This is a genomic window from Rhodococcus sp. OS5 (genome assembly GCF_056837585.1).
This window is the reverse complement of sequence record NZ_CM166368.1, coordinates 4557257-4573248: the sequence shown is the minus strand read 5'-3', so window position 1 is coordinate 4573248 and position 15992 is coordinate 4557257. Positions and strand designations below refer to the sequence as shown.

General features: G+C 64.6%; 16 protein-coding genes. 9 read left to right on the top strand and 7 right to left on the bottom strand.

The genetic code is table 11. From position 1 onward, the window contains the following. The first annotated feature begins 100 nt into the window (after positions 1-100). Together ACVZUB_RS21165 and ACVZUB_RS21160 are read left to right on the top strand one after the other, a co-directional pair. Positions 101-949 (top strand): Bax inhibitor-1/YccA family protein, encoded by an 849-nt coding sequence (locus ACVZUB_RS21165; protein ID WP_020970268.1) that lies wholly within the window; start codon positions 101-103, stop codon positions 947-949. A gap of 120 nt (positions 950-1069) precedes the next feature. Further along, positions 1070-1825 (top strand): enoyl-CoA hydratase/isomerase family protein, encoded by a 756-nt coding sequence (locus ACVZUB_RS21160; protein WP_221741718.1) that lies wholly within the window; start codon positions 1070-1072, stop codon positions 1823-1825. A gap of 66 nt (positions 1826-1891) precedes the next feature. Here ACVZUB_RS21160 and ACVZUB_RS21155 read toward each other — a convergent pair whose 3' ends face one another. Together ACVZUB_RS21155 and ACVZUB_RS21150 are read right to left on the bottom strand one after the other, a co-directional pair. Next, the gene (locus tag ACVZUB_RS21155; RefSeq protein ID WP_019744600.1) at positions 1892-3109 is read right to left on the bottom strand and encodes an acetyl-CoA C-acetyltransferase; all 1218 of its coding nucleotides are present in this window, start codon (positions 3107-3109) and stop codon (positions 1892-1894) included. A gap of 121 nt (positions 3110-3230) precedes the next feature. Continuing rightward, positions 3231-4202, bottom strand: coding sequence for an SGNH/GDSL hydrolase family protein (locus ACVZUB_RS21150; RefSeq protein WP_042448870.1), 972 nt, complete (start codon positions 4200-4202; stop codon positions 3231-3233). Between the two features lie 71 nt (positions 4203-4273). Between ACVZUB_RS21150 and ACVZUB_RS21145 the strand changes: the two genes are divergently transcribed. The 3 genes from ACVZUB_RS21145 to ilvA all read left to right on the top strand — a co-directional run bounded on the left by ACVZUB_RS21145 (position 4274) and on the right by ilvA (position 8175). Further along, positions 4274-5659, top strand: coding sequence for a cystathionine beta-synthase (locus tag ACVZUB_RS21145; RefSeq protein ID WP_003943292.1), 1386 nt, complete (start codon positions 4274-4276; stop codon positions 5657-5659). 44 nt (positions 5660-5703) lie between these two features. Continuing rightward, on the top strand, positions 5704-6876 hold the full coding sequence (locus ACVZUB_RS21140) for a cystathionine gamma-synthase (RefSeq protein WP_003943272.1): 1173 nt from the start codon (positions 5704-5706) through the stop codon (positions 6874-6876). A 135-nt stretch (positions 6877-7011) separates the two neighbouring features. Further along, a complete protein-coding gene (gene ilvA, locus ACVZUB_RS21135; RefSeq protein ID WP_223304414.1) occupies positions 7012-8175 on the top strand; it encodes a threonine ammonia-lyase in 1164 nt (387 codons plus the stop codon). Positions 8176-8181: 6 nt separating this feature from the next. Here ilvA and ACVZUB_RS21130 read toward each other — a convergent pair whose 3' ends face one another. Both ACVZUB_RS21130 and ACVZUB_RS21125 read right to left on the bottom strand, forming a co-directional pair. Beyond that, positions 8182-8976, bottom strand: coding sequence for an FAD:protein FMN transferase (locus ACVZUB_RS21130; RefSeq protein WP_482627731.1), 795 nt, complete (start codon positions 8974-8976; stop codon positions 8182-8184). Further along, positions 8973-9218 carry a hypothetical protein gene (locus ACVZUB_RS21125; protein ID WP_153211881.1) on the bottom strand — a complete coding sequence of 82 codons (246 nt, stop codon included), beginning with the start codon at positions 9216-9218 and terminating at the stop codon, positions 8973-8975. Before ACVZUB_RS21125 ends, ACVZUB_RS21130 begins: the two co-directional genes overlap by 4 nt. Positions 9219-9423: 205 nt before the next feature. On the opposite strand from ACVZUB_RS21125, the gene ACVZUB_RS21120 reads away from it, so the two are divergent. Next, positions 9424-10524, top strand: a complete 1101-nt coding sequence (locus tag ACVZUB_RS21120; protein WP_003943296.1) for a C40 family peptidase — start codon at positions 9424-9426, stop codon at positions 10522-10524. Between the two features lie 88 nt (positions 10525-10612). Here ACVZUB_RS21120 and greA read toward each other — a convergent pair whose 3' ends face one another. Both greA and ACVZUB_RS21110 read right to left on the bottom strand, forming a co-directional pair. After that, positions 10613-11107 (bottom strand): transcription elongation factor GreA, encoded by a 495-nt coding sequence (greA, locus tag ACVZUB_RS21115; protein WP_007726385.1) that lies wholly within the window; start codon positions 11105-11107, stop codon positions 10613-10615. Positions 11108-11334: 227 nt separating this feature from the next. Then, positions 11335-11760 (bottom strand): DUF4307 domain-containing protein, encoded by a 426-nt coding sequence (locus tag ACVZUB_RS21110; protein WP_007726384.1) that lies wholly within the window; start codon positions 11758-11760, stop codon positions 11335-11337. Between the two features lie 303 nt (positions 11761-12063). Here ACVZUB_RS21110 and mca point away from each other — a divergent pair, with 303 nt between their 5' ends. The 3 genes from mca to ACVZUB_RS21095 are packed head-to-tail and all read left to right on the top strand — an operon-like array spanning position 12064 to position 15300. Further along, positions 12064-12942 (top strand): mycothiol conjugate amidase Mca, encoded by an 879-nt coding sequence (gene mca, locus ACVZUB_RS21105; protein ID WP_007726383.1) that lies wholly within the window; start codon positions 12064-12066, stop codon positions 12940-12942. After that, complete coding sequence (locus ACVZUB_RS21100; protein ID WP_007726381.1) at positions 12939-13253, top strand: hypothetical protein; 315 nt, start codon at positions 12939-12941, stop codon at positions 13251-13253. The genes mca and ACVZUB_RS21100 overlap by 4 nt, the downstream gene beginning before the upstream one ends. A 19-nt stretch (positions 13254-13272) precedes the next feature. Continuing rightward, entirely contained in the window at positions 13273-15300 is a 2028-nt protein-coding gene (locus tag ACVZUB_RS21095; protein ID WP_482627730.1) for a thioredoxin domain-containing protein, read from the top strand. On the opposite strand, the gene trhA is transcribed toward ACVZUB_RS21095, so the two are convergent. Then, positions 15267-15935 (bottom strand): PAQR family membrane homeostasis protein TrhA, encoded by a 669-nt coding sequence (gene trhA / locus ACVZUB_RS21090; protein ID WP_058037248.1) that lies wholly within the window; start codon positions 15933-15935, stop codon positions 15267-15269. The two genes, ACVZUB_RS21095 and trhA, sit on opposite strands and share 34 nt — an antisense overlap. Between the last annotated feature and the right edge of the window lie 57 nt (positions 15936-15992).

Sequence of the window (15992 nt, the reverse complement as noted above, 5' to 3'; positions counted from 1 at the left end):
TACTTTTAGTCAGGTACACGGACCGTGTCGGAAACTCGGATCCGTCCGGCGAACCCGCGACGCACCCGTCGTAGGCCACCACGATGAAGGGATGATCACGGTGCGCACCACCAGCAACCCGGTGTTCCGCAATCTGCCCAAGCAAGAGGGCAACGGATACGCCTCGTTCGGATCTGCGACGGCGGGCGCCTCGCAGGCAACCCAGCAGTTCGGTCAGCCGCAGTACGCTCCGGCCGAGCCGTACCAGACCGGTCCCACCTCGCGGGCCATGACGATCGACGACGTCGTCACCAAGACGGGCATCACGCTCGGTGTGCTGACGATCTCGGCACTGGTGTCGTACTTCCTGGTCAACAACAACGCCGACCTCGCAGCCCCGCTGGTCATCGGCGGCGGTCTCGTCGGCCTCGTTCTGGTTCTGGTCGCGACGTTCGGTCGCAAAATGGACAACCCGGCAATCGTGTTGGCGTACGCCGCGGCCGAGGGCCTGTTCCTCGGTGCGCTGTCGTTCATGTTCACCTTCCAACTCCAAGGCGCTGACGCGTCGATGCTGATTGCGCAGGCGGTCCTCGGAACCTTCGGCGTGTTCTTCGGCATGTTGGTCGTCTACAAGACCGGTGCGATTCGGGTGACACCTCGTCTGACGCGAATGATCATCGGTGCGTTGATCGGTGTTGTCGTTCTGGCGCTCGGTAACCTCGTCGCGAGCTTCTTCACCGAGGGCGGACTGGGACTGCGTGACGGTGGAACCGTCGCCATCATCTTCAGCCTCGTCTGCATCGGCATCGCAGCCTTCAGCTTCCTGCTCGACTTCGACGCCGCTGATCAGCTGATCCGCGCACAGGCGCCCGAGAAGGCAGCCTGGGGCGTCGCATTCGGGCTCACCGTCACCTTGGTCTGGCTGTACGTCGAGATCCTGCGTCTGCTGAGCTACTTCAACAACGACTAGTTCTCGAGTCGATCCGTAACACGAAGAAGGGCCCCGCGAGGGGCCCTTCTTTTGTCGTCTGTGGACGGTTACGGTGCTTGGATACCTAGCAACTGCTTGGTTTGGAACGAAGGGGAGCGAATGTCGACAAACACCTCTGAACCCATCCTGGTCGCGGATGCCGGAGCAGTGCGAACGCTGACCTTCAATAATCCGAGTCGCCTGAACGCATTTGATGCAGCCGGTTTTCGAGCGTTCACCAAGGCGCTCGACGACGCGGCGTCGGACGAAGCCGTGGCCGTGGTGATCGTCGAGGGTGCAGGCAAGGCATTTTCCAGTGGCGTCGACCTACGCGCACTCGCCGAACCAGGCGCAGACAACGCCGACTTCGGCCACGCATTCGCGCCGCTGATCGTCGCGCTGGTGGAGTTCCCGAAGCCATTGATCGCCGCGGTACACGGCGCTGCCGTCGGCATCGGCCTGACCATGCTGCTTTACTGCGACGTCGTCTACGTTGCCGAGGACGCACGTCTGCGGGCACCGTTCACTTCGCTGGGTACCGCTCCCGAAGCTGCCAGTAGTTGGTTGCTGCCCAAGGTGATCGGAACGCAGCGAGCCGCCGAGCTGATCCTGTCGGCCCGGTGGCTCAGCGGCGTCGAAGCTGCCGCCTACGGACTGGCGACAGCCGCCGTGCCGGCCGACCAGGTACAGGCACGCGCCCGCGGGAGTGCCGAGCAGATTGCCGCCAACGTCGGACCGGCAGTCCTTGCCGCCAAACGACTGCTCCGTCACGGATGGGCGGACGAAGCTCGCGCTGCCGTGCAGCGTGAGGACGACGCTGCGCGAGAGTTGATTCGCGAGTTGGGGAGTTTTGCTCGGAAGTTCACGACTACCTGAAACCCGACCACACGAAAGCGGCCGCCCGGCAGAAGCCGGGCGGCCGCTTTCGACGTGCTCAGGGGATCAGCTGAGGCGCTCGATCACCATTGCCATGCCCTGTCCGCCGCCGACACACATGGTCTCGACGCCGAAGGTCTTGTCCTGCTCCTGCAGGTTGTTGATCAGGGTGTTGGTGATACGGGCACCGGTCATACCGAAGGGGTGACCCAGCGCGATCGCGCCACCGGAGATGTTGAGCTTGTCCTCTTCGATGCCCAGTTCGCGAGCGGATCCGAGGACCTGCACTGCGAATGCCTCGTTGATCTCGAACAGGTCGATGTCGGAGATCGACTTGCCGGCGATCTTCAGGGCGTTCTTGACGGCCTGGATCGGGCCGAGGCCCATGATCTCGGGGGACAGGCCCGAGACGCCGGTGGAGACGATGCGAGCGAGCGGGGTCAGGCCGAGTGCCTTTGCCTTGGTGTCGGACATGATCACCAGTGCGGCTGCGCCGTCGTTGAGCGGGCAGGCATTGCCGGCGGTGACGGTGCCATCGGGGCGGAAGACGGGCTTGAGGCCGCTGATGCCCTCGTAGGTGGTGCCGGCGCGGGGGCCGTCGTCCTTGGAGACGACGGTGCCGTCGGCGAGCGTGACGGGCGTGATCTCACGCTCGAAGAAGCCGCGAGCGATGGCTTCCTCGGCGCGGTTCTGACTGCGAACTGCCCAGCGGTCCTGGTCTTCGCGGGTGATTCCGGTGGCGGAAGCGACGTTCTCCGCGGTCTGGCCCATGCCCAGGTACACGTCGGGGATCAGGCCCTCTTCGCGAGGATCGGTCCAGGCGACTCCACCTTCGGCGAGCTTGGCGCTACGGGCCTGCGCTGCGTCGAAGAGCGGATTCTTGGTGTTGGGGAGGCCGTCGGCGTTGCCGGTGATGAAGCTGGAGACGGACTCGACGCCGGCGGAGATGAAGACGTCGCCCTCGCCTGCGCGGATGGCGTGCAGCGCCATGCGGGTGGTCTGCAGCGAGGAGGAACAGTAACGGTTGACCGTGACACCGGGGAGGAAGTCGTAGCCGAGCTGAACGGCGACGACTCGGGCGATGTTGAAGCCCGACTGGCCGGCGGGCTGGCCGCAACCGAGCATGAGGTCGTCGATCTCGGTGGGGTCGAGCTCGGGGATCTTTGCCAACGCGGCGGCAACCATCTGAGTTGCGAGGTCATCCGGGCGGATGTCCTTGAGCGAACCCTTCATTGCGCGGCCGATGGGCGACCGTACTGCTGAGACGATTACTGCCTCGGGCATGAAAACTCCTTTTGTGTACTGCTCGAGGGCGGCTTGAAACGCCGTCGAGCAGGGCAAGTTGAATGCAGCTTCGACTTACAATTTACGTTGCCGCTCCCAGATGGTGGTCACGCAGTCTCACTCAGTTGACGTCGGGGCGCTGACCTGCAGGTTTGGTGCGTCTCGCGAAGGCTTTCCACTGGGTTGCCGCCGCCGTCAGTCGGGCCGCGACGGTGCGGGCTTGCGCCGCCTCTGAAACGTGGGGGAGCTCGGGTAGCGGGCCACCCTGCCATTCACCCAGAGCCGACGCGAGAACCGGGACGATCTGCTTCGCCGCGAGTTCGTATCCGGCCGCGGACGGATGGAAACGGTCGGCCGAGAACATCGTGTCGGGCGAGGCCAGGAATTCCTTGGCCAGCAGGTCGGCCAGTGGAACGGGATGACCCCCGGCGTTTCTGGTCGCGGCCGCCTGGGCGAGTGCGAGGCGATGGCCCCATTCGCGCACCACGGAGCGCAGAGGTTGCGGGATCGCCGTGACCACCCCCAGATCCGGGCAGGTGCCGACAACAACGACGGCGCCGCTCTCGCGTAAGCGTCGAACCGCGTCGCCGAGGCGTTTAGCCGACGCGTGAATCGCGTTCTTGGCGGTGACGTCGTTGGCGCCGATCAGGATCACCGCAGCGTCCGGGGGAGGACCGGCGACGAACATGGCGTCGACTTGCCCACTCAACCCGCGGGAGGTGGCGCCCCCGATGGCCTTGGTGCTCAAACGGATTCGCTTCCCGGTTTCACTCGCAAGCAGCTTCGCGACCTGAACACCCGGTACTTCCGAGGCCGTCAGCGCGCCGACGCCGGCCGCAGAGGAATCGCCGAAGATCATCAAGTGGAGATCGAAGGGCACGGCCCGCCACCAGAGTTCCGGGTTGTCGGCGCCGGGTGCGTACACCCCGTCCGCCTCGGGTGGCTTGGCGATATTGCGACCGATCACCCCGCGGGCCGCCCCCGCCTGCGACATCAGATAGTTGTAGCCCAACCAGGAGAGCGTGCCTGCACTCGATCCGGCCACCACCGTGGCCACCGACGCTTTCAGTCCGGTTCGACTCACACTTGCCAATCTAGCCGGATTGCACCACCTTCGCCCGACGTCCGCGCGCACCGTTTTCTTTCATCTGGGAACATGGACGAATGCGCATCGCGGAACACGTCGTCGACCTCATCGGCAACACCCCACTCGTCAAGCTCACGTCCGTCACGGGCGAAAACTTCGGCACGGTGGCAGCCAAGGTCGAATACCTCAACCCTGGCGGTAGCTCCAAGGACCGCATCGCCGTCAAGATGATCGACGCAGCCGAGGCTTCGGGTGAACTGAAGCCGGGCGGCACCATCGTCGAGCCGACTTCGGGCAACACCGGAATCGGCTTGGCGCTCGTGGCGCAAAAGCGTGGATACAAGTGCGTTTTCGTCTGCCCAGACAAGGTCAGCGAAGACAAGCGCAACGTCCTGCGCGCCTACGGCGCCGAGGTGGTCGTGTGCCCCACGGCCGTCGCGCCGGACAACCCGAACAGCTACTACAGCGTCTCCGACCGCCTCACCCGTGAGATCCCCGGCGCCTGGAAGCCCAACCAGTACTCCAACCCGGGCGGACCGGAGAGCCACTACGAGACCACCGGCCCCGAGATCTGGGCCGACACCGACGGCAAGATCACGCACTTCGTCGCGGGCGTCGGCACCGGCGGCACCATCACCGGCACCGGCCGCTACCTCAAGGAAGTTTCGGGCGGCAAGGTCAAGGTCATCGGCGCAGACCCCGAGGGCTCCGTCTACTCCGGCGGCACCGGTCGTCCGTATCTGGTCGAAGGCGTCGGCGAAGACTTCTGGCCGTCGGCATACGACCCGTCCATCCCGGACGAGATCATCGCCGTCTCGGATGCCGATTCCTTCGAGATGACGCGTCGCCTCGCCCGCGAGGAGGGACTGCTGGTCGGCGGTTCCTGCGGTATGGCCGTCGTCGCTGCCCTCGAAGTAGCCAAGCGTGAGGGTCCTGACGCCCTGATCGTCGTCCTCCTCCCGGACGGTGGCCGCGGCTACCTGTCCAAGATCTTCAACGATCAGTGGATGGCGTCGTACGGATTCCTGCGCACCCCACTCGACGGCAAGACCAACGTCCCCACCGTCGGCGACGTTCTGCGTGGCAAGTCGGGCGAGCTGCCGGACCTCGTTCACACCCACCCGTCGGAGACCCTGCGCGACGCGATCGAGATCCTGCGCGAGTACGGCGTGTCCCAGATGCCCGTCGTGGGTGCGGAACCGCCGGTCATGGCAGGCGAGGTCGCCGGAAGTGTGTCCGAGCGGGATCTGCTGAGCGCGGTCTTCGAAGGCCGTGCGCACCTTGCGGATTCCGTCGAGAAGCACATGAGCAAGCCGTTCCCGCTCATCGGTTCCGGCGAGCCGGTCTCGGCTGCCACGAAGGCGCTCGGGGACACCGACGCACTCATGGTCGTCGACGACGGCAAGCCGGTCGGTGTCATCACGCGCCACGATCTCCTGGGTTTCCTGAGTTCGGATTCCTGAGTTCGGATTCCTGCGCCGGCACCGGCGCCATTAGGCTGGGGACCATGAGTGAGCAACGCAGCAAGGCCGACAACATCAGCTGGCAGGGTTTCTCCACGAAAGCGGTGCATGCGGGTTACGAACCCGATCCGCTGACCGGTGCGGTCAACGTGCCGATCTACGCGAGTTCCACCTTCGCCCAGGACGGCGTCGGTGGAATGCGCAGTGGCTTCGAGTACGCGCGAACGGGTAACCCCACCCGTCGCCCACTCGAGGCGAACCTCGCAGCGCTCGAATCCGGAACCTACGGCCGAGCGTTCAGTTCGGGAATGGCGGCCACCGACTGCCTGCTCCGTTCGGTACTTCGACCGGGCGATCACCTGGTCATCCCCGACGACGCGTACGGCGGAACCTTCCGCCTCATCGACAAGGTCTTCACGCAGTGGGGGATCGAGTACACCCCGGCTCCGGTGTCCGACGTCGATGCGGTGCGCGCGGCGATGAAGTCCAACACCAAGCTGGTCTGGGTCGAGACGCCCACGAACCCGCTGCTCAATATCGGTGACATCGAGCTCCTTGCCGAGGTCGCCCACGAGGGCAACGCAAAGATCGTGGTGGACAACACCTTCGCCTCGCCGTACCTGCAGCAGCCGCTGCAGCTCGGTGCCGACATCGCGCTGCACTCCACGACCAAGTACATCGGCGGACACTCCGACGTGGTCGGTGGCGCTCTCGTCTGCAACGACGAAGAACTGGACACCGCGTTTGCCTTCCTGCAGAACGGATCCGGCGGCGTTCCCGGCCCGTTCGACGCGTTCCTGACGTTGCGCGGAATCAAGACACTGGCGCTGCGCATGGAGCGTCACAGCGACAACGCGGAGAAGGTCGTCGAATTGCTCGACGGCCACCCCGCGGTTGCCGGCGTCATCTACCCCGGACTGGCTTCGCATCCGTCGCACAAGGTCGCGGCCAAGCAGATGCGACGCTTCGGCGGCATGATCTCCGTCCGCCTCAAGGGCGGCAAGGCGGCAGCTCTCGACCTGTGCTCGCGCACCGAGATCTTCACGCTGGCAGAATCTCTCGGCGGAGTCGAATCCCTCATCGAATTCCCCGGTGCGATGACCCACGCCTCGACGGCCGGTTCCGCTCTCGAGGTTCCCGACGATCTGGTTCGCCTGTCGGTCGGCATCGAAGACGCCTCCGATCTGGTCGGCGACATCGAGCAAGCGCTGTCCTGATCTTCGCTCTACAGTAATTCGACTTCGAATCTGCAGTGCGCCTTCACACCTCACGAGGGTGTGGAGGCGCACTTTCTGGAGGCATGCGTGAATCTCGAACAGATAAAGGCTGCACAGCAACTGCTCGCCCCGGTCATGCGACGCACCCCGGTCGTGGCCTCGCGAGTGTTGTCCGAAACCACCGGCTTCGCCGTGAGCTTGAAATGTGAAAACCTGCAGCGCACCGGCTCTTTCAAACCGCGCGGTGCGTACAACCGCATTGCCAATCTTTCCGCAGAGGAACGGGCAGCGGGCGTGGTGGCGGCCAGTGCCGGTAACCATGCGCAGGGAGTTGCCTGGTCTGCAACAGAATTGGGAATCAAGTCGACCGTCTTCATGCCGACGGGTGCGCCGCTGCCGAAGTTGGTGGCCACCAAGGCATATGGAGCTCAGGTCCACCTGCACGGTTCGACTGTCGACGAAGCGCTCGTGGCCGCTCGCGAATTCGCGGACCGAACCGGAGCAGTTCTGGTCCACCCGTTCGACCACGAGGACGTCGTGGCGGGGCAGGGGACTGTGGGGCTCGAAATCCTCGAGCAACTGCCTGAGGTCGGCACGATCCTCGTTCCCACCGGCGGCGGCGGTTTGATCGCGGGAGTGGCTGCAGCCGTCAAAGCTGTGCGCCCGCAGGTCCGCATCGTCGGAGTGCAGGCCGAGACCGCGGCTGCCTGGCCGGCGTCGTTGGCAGCCGGGAAGCCGACCGCCTTGGCGTCGATGTCCACGATGGCAGACGGTATCGCCGTTGGCTGCCCGGGCGAGGTTCCGTTCGCCGAAGTTGCCGCCCATGTCGACGCCGTGGTGACGGTCAGCGAGGAAGCGCTGTCCAAGGCGCTCCTGCTGTGCCTCGAACGCGCCAAGCTCATCGTCGAACCGGCCGGCGTCGCGGCCGTCGCGGCCTTGATGACCTGTACTCCGGAGGAGCTGGGACTGACAGGGCCGGTGTGCGCCGTGCTTTCCGGCGGCAACATCGATCCGCTACTTCTCACGCACGTCATCTCGCACGGTCTGCGAGCGGCCGGACGGTTCCTCGGAGTTCACATCACCATCGACGATCGGCCGGGCGCACTGGTCTCGTTGCTGGAAGTGGTTCGAGCGAACGGCGCCAGCGTGGTCGATGTCATCCATTCCCGTACCGGTGGCGAACTTGCACTCGACGAAGTGGAAGTCTTCCTCACCGTCGAGACGCGTGGTCCGGACAACAAGGCGGAACTTCTGACGGCCTTCGACCGCGCCGGTTACGCAGTACGACTGCAGAACTGAGGCGAGTTACTCGTCAGGCCAGCCGCCCAGAACCGTCACGCGGTACTCCTGGTCGACCAGCCTGGCGGGTACGTCGAGTTGATGTAGCCAGTCGATGGCCGAACCGCCCATGCCGACCGCAACCCGACTGAATGCGGCGGCCTGGGCGCAGGAGGATGCAATCACCGACACCGTGCGCCACATCGGCGTCGCCGTCGATTCGCGGTGCAGTGGCTTGACGGTGCTGGCCGTGGCGATCCCGCAGTCGGACGGAAGTGCTACCTGGCAGGTCGGGTCGCCGGGCAGGTCTTGCACCTGAATCTGCCAGCCGTCTTCCGGCGCCGGGCCGGCAACCGCGATGTCCCCGCCGAGGCCGACCAGCACGCCACACCCGAGAAGAGTCGCAGTGGACGCGGCACAGTGGTCCGCTGAACTGGCGCGGGCCGTCGCGGACAGATCGAGAACGACGTCGTCCGGGCTGTACACGCGGTTGTTCTCGACGCGAATCTTCCACCAGGAGTGAGGGTCTGCCGACCCGGCCGTCGGCGTGAGTTTGCCGTCGGTCAGTCGTGCGACAGCCAACGCGTCTTCGAGGAAGTGCGCGAACATCGGGGTCACGGCGACGCCGTCGACGTTGCTCGCGGCGCTGACATAGGTACGAATCTCGGAGTCGGCACGATCTCGATTGGTGGCGGCGTCGGCAGCGCTGAGGTACCCGCGAACCAGGCTGGCCGCGGAGGGAAGGACTTCAGGGTCGGTGACGACGACCCGGGCCTGAACCCCCCACGTGAGCCACTCGGAGGCCGAGCGCGGAGTACTCACGAACCGTTGGAGACGGCGTCCGGGGTTCCGAATCCGGCGACCACGACGGGCCGCTTCGCTACGGGATTCTTGGTGTGAGAAGCCGACGTGTCCGGCGCGAGTGCCGTGGCAGTGGGAGAAGAAACGAGTGAAAGTCCGCCGCTTGCGAGTGCTCCCGCCACAGCCGTGGCTGCGAGGGCGAGGCGAACGGGTCGATACACCGTAGTGCGTCCCCGGGCGGGTCGTGGCCGATCGTCGCTCATGGACTCAGCTTGCACGCCGAACCTGAGAAAAGCCTTGGCGTCTGTAGTCATTTGCGTAACGCCCGCCGAGATAAATGAGACATTGGTTACAGGAGTCGCGAGACTGAGCCGTGTCGAATGCATGTTCGAAAGAGTAGATGTTCGCACCGACAAGTTTCGGGTACGACCACGTACATGGATTTTCAGAGGTTTATCGGAGGTTCGGATGGCAGTCGGTGTCCTGGCGATCGCTGTGTCGATCGGCACCGCACTGGGCGTGATGAGTGGAACTCTCGGAGCGCCCGCACAAGTCGAGAAGAACGAGTCTTCGAATGCTGCAGTCTCACTTGCAGCCTGGAACGGACCGGCACGAACTCAGGACACACCTGAGGGAATCGTGCCTTCCGTACCCTCCAACTTTCCGGGAGCGACATTGGCGCCCGTGGGAGCGGTGGCAGTGTTCGCGCCGTGGATCAAAAAGGCCGGTGCTCTGTGCTCGGAGATCACACCCGCGGTGATCGCCTCGCTGTACTCGGTCGAGAACGGATTCAAGTACGGACCCGATACCGACATCTCACCGGAAGGTGGGCGCGGGCCTGGCCGCTTCACCACCGCAGCGTGGACGGCATACGGCAAGGACGGTGACGGCGACGGAAAGATGGACATCCTGGGCGTTGCCGATCCGGTGATGACAACCGGATACCGGTTGTGCGATCTCGTGAAGCAAGCGCAGTCCTGGCAGAAGTCCGGTGAGGTCGAGGGCGATACCGTCGACCTCGCGCTCGCTGCCTACGACGTCGGGCCGGACGCAGTTCGCGAAGCGGGCGGCGTTCCGGCAGACAAGTCGGGCGAGGTTCCTGCGGAGCAGGCGGTCGCCGCTCCGTTCGTCGCCCAGATCAAATCGTTGCAGGACTCGTTCGCCCTGATGCTTGCGCCCTTCGACTACAACAACCTCGCCGCAGCGGTGGGCGGCGTCGTCGAGGCCGGTCTGAAGTTTCTCGGATTGCCGTACGTGTGGGGTGGCGGAAACATCAACGGGCCGTCGATGGGCGGGTTCGACTGCTCGGGGCTGACGTCGTACGCGATCCACGCGGCCACCGGGGTGACTCTGCCCCGGACCTCGGAGACGCAGTGGGGTGTCGGCGTCGAGATCCCGCTGGATCAGGCGCAGCCCGGTGACCTGTTGTTCGGCAACTGGCAGGCAGGCGGCCCCGGCCACGTGGCGATCTACGTCGGCAACGGTCAGATGCTTCACGCACCCACGTTCGGCGACGTGGTGAAGGTCGGCCCGATCTTCGCCGGCATGAAGGCTCGCCGCGTGGTGTGAGTGGGCAGGAAACGGCGAGCGTCGACAGAGCAAGAAGCGCCACCCGACCGAGTCGGGTGGCGCTTCTTTTCAGAGCTGGTACAGCCGATCAGCTGTGGTAAGGCTCCGCGCTCAGCAGCGTGACCTTCATGGTGCTGCCGTTGGGCAGGTTGTACTCACGCGTGTCGCCGACCTTGGCTTCGAGCAGCGCGCCGCCCAGCGGTGAGTTCGGCGAGTAGACCTCGAGCTTGGCGTCACGTGCGCCTTCTTCGCGGGTAGCGATCAGGAACGTCTCGGTGTCACTCTCGTCGCCGTCGTAGTAGACCTTGACTACGGATCCGGGCAGTGCGACACCGGACTGAGTGGGGGCCTCGCCGACCTTTGCGCTGTTCAGCAGCTCCTGGAGCTGGCGAATGCGGGCTTCCTGCTGACCCTGCTCTTCGCGGGCAGCGTGGTAGCCGCCGTTCTCTTTCAGGTCACCCTCTTCGCGACGCTCGTTGATCTCGGCGGCGATGACCGGGCGATTGGCGATGAGCTGGTCGAGTTCGTTCTTGAGCCTGTCATGTGATTCCTGGGTAAGCCAGGTCACCTGGGTCTCGGTCATCTCGATCACTCCCTAGTAGTCGGAGCCGGGGGCTCCCTCGACGATCGCTGCAACAGCAGCGAACAACGACACAGAAGCACCACCAGGGATGCAACCTTGCCGTCAAACCTTGCGTCAATGCAGCAATACACGGTTCCACCCGGAACCGTGTATCGGGCAATTCTATCACGCATGACTACCCGCCCTGTCCGGCGTCAAACGTCCGGCAGGGTGGGTGCGTCCCGAGGTCAGCTCTTGGTCAGGTACTCCGGAACGTCGAAGCTGCAGCCGTAGACGTCGGCCATGCCTGGCGGCTGGGACGTCTTGACCTCGGTGTTGAACTCGAGGGTCTGATGTTCCGACGACGGGACGTAGACCTCACGTCGACCGGTTTCGGAGCCGTCCTTCGAGCGTGCGCGCACGATGCACATCGCTTCACGCGACGAGTCGTCGCGTGTGACGGTGAAACGGATCTTCACCGTGGAGTCGTTGGCGATGTCGAACGAGATGGTCTCGGTCTCGATTTCCTTGACCGCAAATTTTCCGTACGCGTAGTACGCGATTCCGCCGCCTACGACGATGACGAGAGCGGTCAGAGCCCACACCATCCACTTGCGGGGACTGCCCGTGCGAGTTGTGCTCGGGTACCGATCTTGGGGAAGCGGTTTGCTCATCACTCTGCTCTCGAAGACTCGAGTTCGCGTGTCGTGCAGCAACTGACTGTGTCCCGCCGGATTACCGAAGGGGTCACGGCTGCGCCAGGAACTCTCGGGTGGAACTATAGAGGACGTATCCCGTCGCGCCGTCGGTAGGTTTGTCGGCAGTCGGTACGTTTGACGGCAACGGCCCGGAGTAATCCGAGCGGTGCACAGCGTGTGATTCGAAGACTGCCGGTGACGGCTACAGGTGAACTGCCGGTGACGGCTACAGGTGAACTGCCGGCAACGGCTACAGGTGAAGTTGAGGTGAACGAACACGTGAGCGGATTCCGGCTCATGGCCGTCCATGCCCATCCCGACGACGAGTCGAGCAAGGGTGCGGCCACCACCGCCCGTTATGCAGCCGAAGGCCACGAAGTGATGGTCCTGACGCTCACCGGGGGTGAGCGTGGCGACATTCTCAACCCGGCCATGGACGTTCCCGGTGTCCGCGATCGAATCAGCGAAGTTCGCCAGGAGGAGATGGCCGAGGCCGCTCGCATCCTGGGCGTGAAGCAGCGCTGGCTCGGTTTCGTCGATTCCGGGCTTCCCGAGGGCGACCCTCTTCCGCCGCTGCCCGAAGGGTGCTTCGCCCTCGTTCCGCTCGAAGAGTCGACGCGCGCTCTGGTGAAGGTGATTCGCGAGTTCCGTCCCCACGTCGTCACGACGTACGACGAGAACGGCGGATACCCGCACCCGGATCACATCCGGTGCCACGAGGTGACGATGGCAGCCTACGAAGCCGCCGCCGATCCCGAGTACTTCCCCGAGGACGGTCAGCCGTGGGAAATCAAGAAGGTCTACTACTCGCACGGATTCATCCGTAAGCGCCTCGAACTCTTCCAGGAGGAGTACGAGCGTCGCGGTGAGCCGTTCCCGATGGCGGACTGGCTCAAGAAGTGGAAGACCGAACGCGGCGACATGATGGTCCGGGTGACCACTCAGGTCACGTGCGGCGACTACTTTCCCCAGCGTGACGATGCTCTGCGCGCACACGCGACGCAGATCGATCCCAACGGTTCGTTCTTCGCTGTGCCGCTCGACATTCAGCAGAAGATCTGGCCCACCGAGGAATTCGAGCTCGCCAAGACGCGGGTCACCACGTCCATTCCGGAAACCGACCTGTTCGCAGGTCTCGAAGAGGACGCTCAGAAGTGAATGCTCTGTCCGCCGAGGTAGTTCTCGGCACCACACAATTTCTTGCTCAGACGCCCAGTAACCCATCCGGCCCGGAGTTCGGAAAGTCCTCTCCGGTCGGCCTGCTGGTGATTCTTGCGCTGCTCATCGGTGTGATCCTCCTGGTTCGGTCGATGAACCGCCAGCTCAAGAAGCTGCCGGAGACGTTCGAACCGGATCATCCCGAACTCGATCAGCAGGCAGACGAAGGCACCGACCGGGGAGCTATCACTGCTCCGAGCCCGGCGGAACCCAACGTCTCTACCGAGAAGAAGCCCAAGCAAGAATCCTGAGACGAACGAGGTAGCGGCGATGGACCCACGGATGCGGAACAACCTGGGTGGGTCCTCGAGCCCTTACCTGCGTCAGCACGCCGACAATCCGGTCCACTGGCAACAGTGGGGCGAAGAAGCGATGGAGTGGGCGCGCGAGCGCAACGTGCCGATTCTCCTCTCGATCGGATACTCGGCGTGCCACTGGTGCCACGTCATGGCGCACGAGTCGTTCGAGAACGACGAGATCGCGGCCGTCATGAACGCGAACTTCGTCTGTGTGAAGGTGGACCGAGAAGAACGTCCCGACATCGACGCCGTCTACATGAATGCGACGGTTGCGATGACCGGCCAGGGCGGCTGGCCCATGACCTGTTTCCTGACTCCCGACGGTTCACCGTTCTACTGCGGCACGTACTACCCGCCGACGCCTCGCGGCGGAATGCCCTCGTTCACACAGCTTCTCGAAGCGATAGTCGACACCTTCACGAATCGGCGCGACGAGGTCGACAACGCGGCACAGTCGATCGTCACGGAACTTCAGCGCGCGTCGGGCGGGATTCCGTACGGGGGAGCACCTATCGACGCCGAGCTGCTGAACGCGGCGGGTCGGTCGATCCTCGGCGACGAGGACGTCCCGCGCGGGGGATTCGGTGGGGCACCGAAGTTTCCACCGTCGGCACTACTGGAGGGGCTGCTCCGACAGTACGAGCGAACGGGTTCGGGCGAGATCCTCGGCGGCATCGAGCGCACCGCCGAAGCAATGGCACGTGGCGGGATCTACGACCAGTTGGGTGGCGGTTTCTCGCGGTACTCGGCCGATGCCGAGTGGGTGGTTCCGCACTTCGAGAAGATGCTCTACGACAATGCGCTGCTCCTGCGGTTCTACGCGCACTGGGCGCGGCGCACCGGATCGGACCTCGCCACTCGCGTCACCGAGGAGACCGCAAGGTTCCTGCTCTCCGATCTGCTGACCGAGAACGGTTGCTTCGCTTCGGCTCTCGATGCCGACACCGACGGCGTCGAAGGCCTCACGTACGTATGGACGCCGACGCAGCTGGTCGAGATTCTCGGCGCGGAGGACGGGCAGTGGGCGTCGGAGTTGTTCCGGGTCACCGATACCGGAACCTTCGAAGAGGGTGCGTCGGTACTGCAGTTGCTCCGTGACCCCGATGACTGGTCGCGCTGGCAGACGGTCTCCGACGCTCTACGCGCCGTCCGGGCTCAGCGTCCACAGCCCGGCCGCGACGACAAGGTGGTGACGGCCTGGAACGGGCTGACCGTCACGGCCTTGACGGAAGCCGGACTTGCCCTGGACCGACCCGACTGGATCACCGCGGCGGCCGAGTGCGCAGGCGCTCTTCTCGACCTTCACCTGGTGGACGGTCACTTGCGTCGCGCTTCCCTCGGCGGGGCTGTCGGCGCCCCGACGGGCGTGCTCGAGGATTACGCAATGTTGGCCACCGGCCTCCTGGCTCTATACCAGGCAACGGGATTGGCGCGGTGGCTCGATGCGGCGCAGCAGTTGCTCGACGTCACTGTCGACCACTTCGCTGATCCGGCCGAGCCGGGAAGCTGGTTCGACACGGCCGATTTCGCGGAGTCGCTCGTGACTCGGCCCCGAGACCCGTTGGACGGCGCGACGCCGTCCGGTGCGTCGAGCGTCGCGGAGGCTCTGTTGACCGCAGCGGCGTTGACCGATGCCGAGCGCTCTTCTCGTTACGCCCAGGCCGCGGCGGACGCGCTGGCGAGGGCCACGTTGCCGCTCGAGCGTGCGCCTCGCTCGGCGGGACATTGGCTCGCTGTGGCGGAAGCGTCGTCGCGTGGTCCGATACAGGTGGCCGTCGTCGGGGAAGGTTCGCTGTTGGCCGATGCCCGTCGGCTTGCGCCGGGTGGTGCAGTGGTTGTCGGGGGAGCCCCGGATTCTTCACCGCTGCTTGCGGATCGACCACTTGTCGACGGTGGTGAAGCCGCGTACATCTGTCGGGGATTCGTGTGTGATCGGCCGGTGACGACGGTGGTTGAACTGGCGAGTCAGTTGAACACGACGAGCCATACCGCGATGTAGTGGCAGATCGCCGCGACGACCGTCGCGGCGTGGAAGAACTCGTGGTGACCGAAGGTCGTGGGCCACGGGTTGGGCCATTTCGTCGCGTACAAAATCGCACCGACGCTGTAGAAGATTCCGCCGACGAGCAGCAGCACCATCGGCGCCACACCGACCTGGTGCGTCAGTTCACCGACCACGGGAACGATCGCCCAACCGAGGAGCAGGTAGAGCGGGACTCCCACCCATTTCGGGGCGGTGGGCCAGAGCATCTTGAGTGCGACGCCGGCGAGCGCGCCTGCCCACACGATCGCGAGGATGATCTTGCCGGTGTGAGTCGGGAGGCCGAGCATGGCGAACGGTGTGTAGCTGCCGGCGATGAAGAGAAAGATCATCGAATGGTCCGCACGCTTCATCCACGTACGGCCCTTGACCGTCTGCCACTGGATGCGGTGATACGTCGCACTGATGCCGAAGAGGCCACAGATCGTGACGCTGTAGATCGCGGTCGCCCAAGCCGCTTTGGCGCCGACCTGAGCGCCGGCTACGGAGACGAGAACGATGCCCGCGACGACGGAGACACCGAGCGCCCACAGATGGATCCAACCGCGCATGCGTGGTTTGACCGGAAGCTCTTCGAGCCCGAATGCCGTCATGTGCAACCCCTCTCGTTCCGTACTGTTGCGAACCGCGTAACCTACGGTACCGTAGGT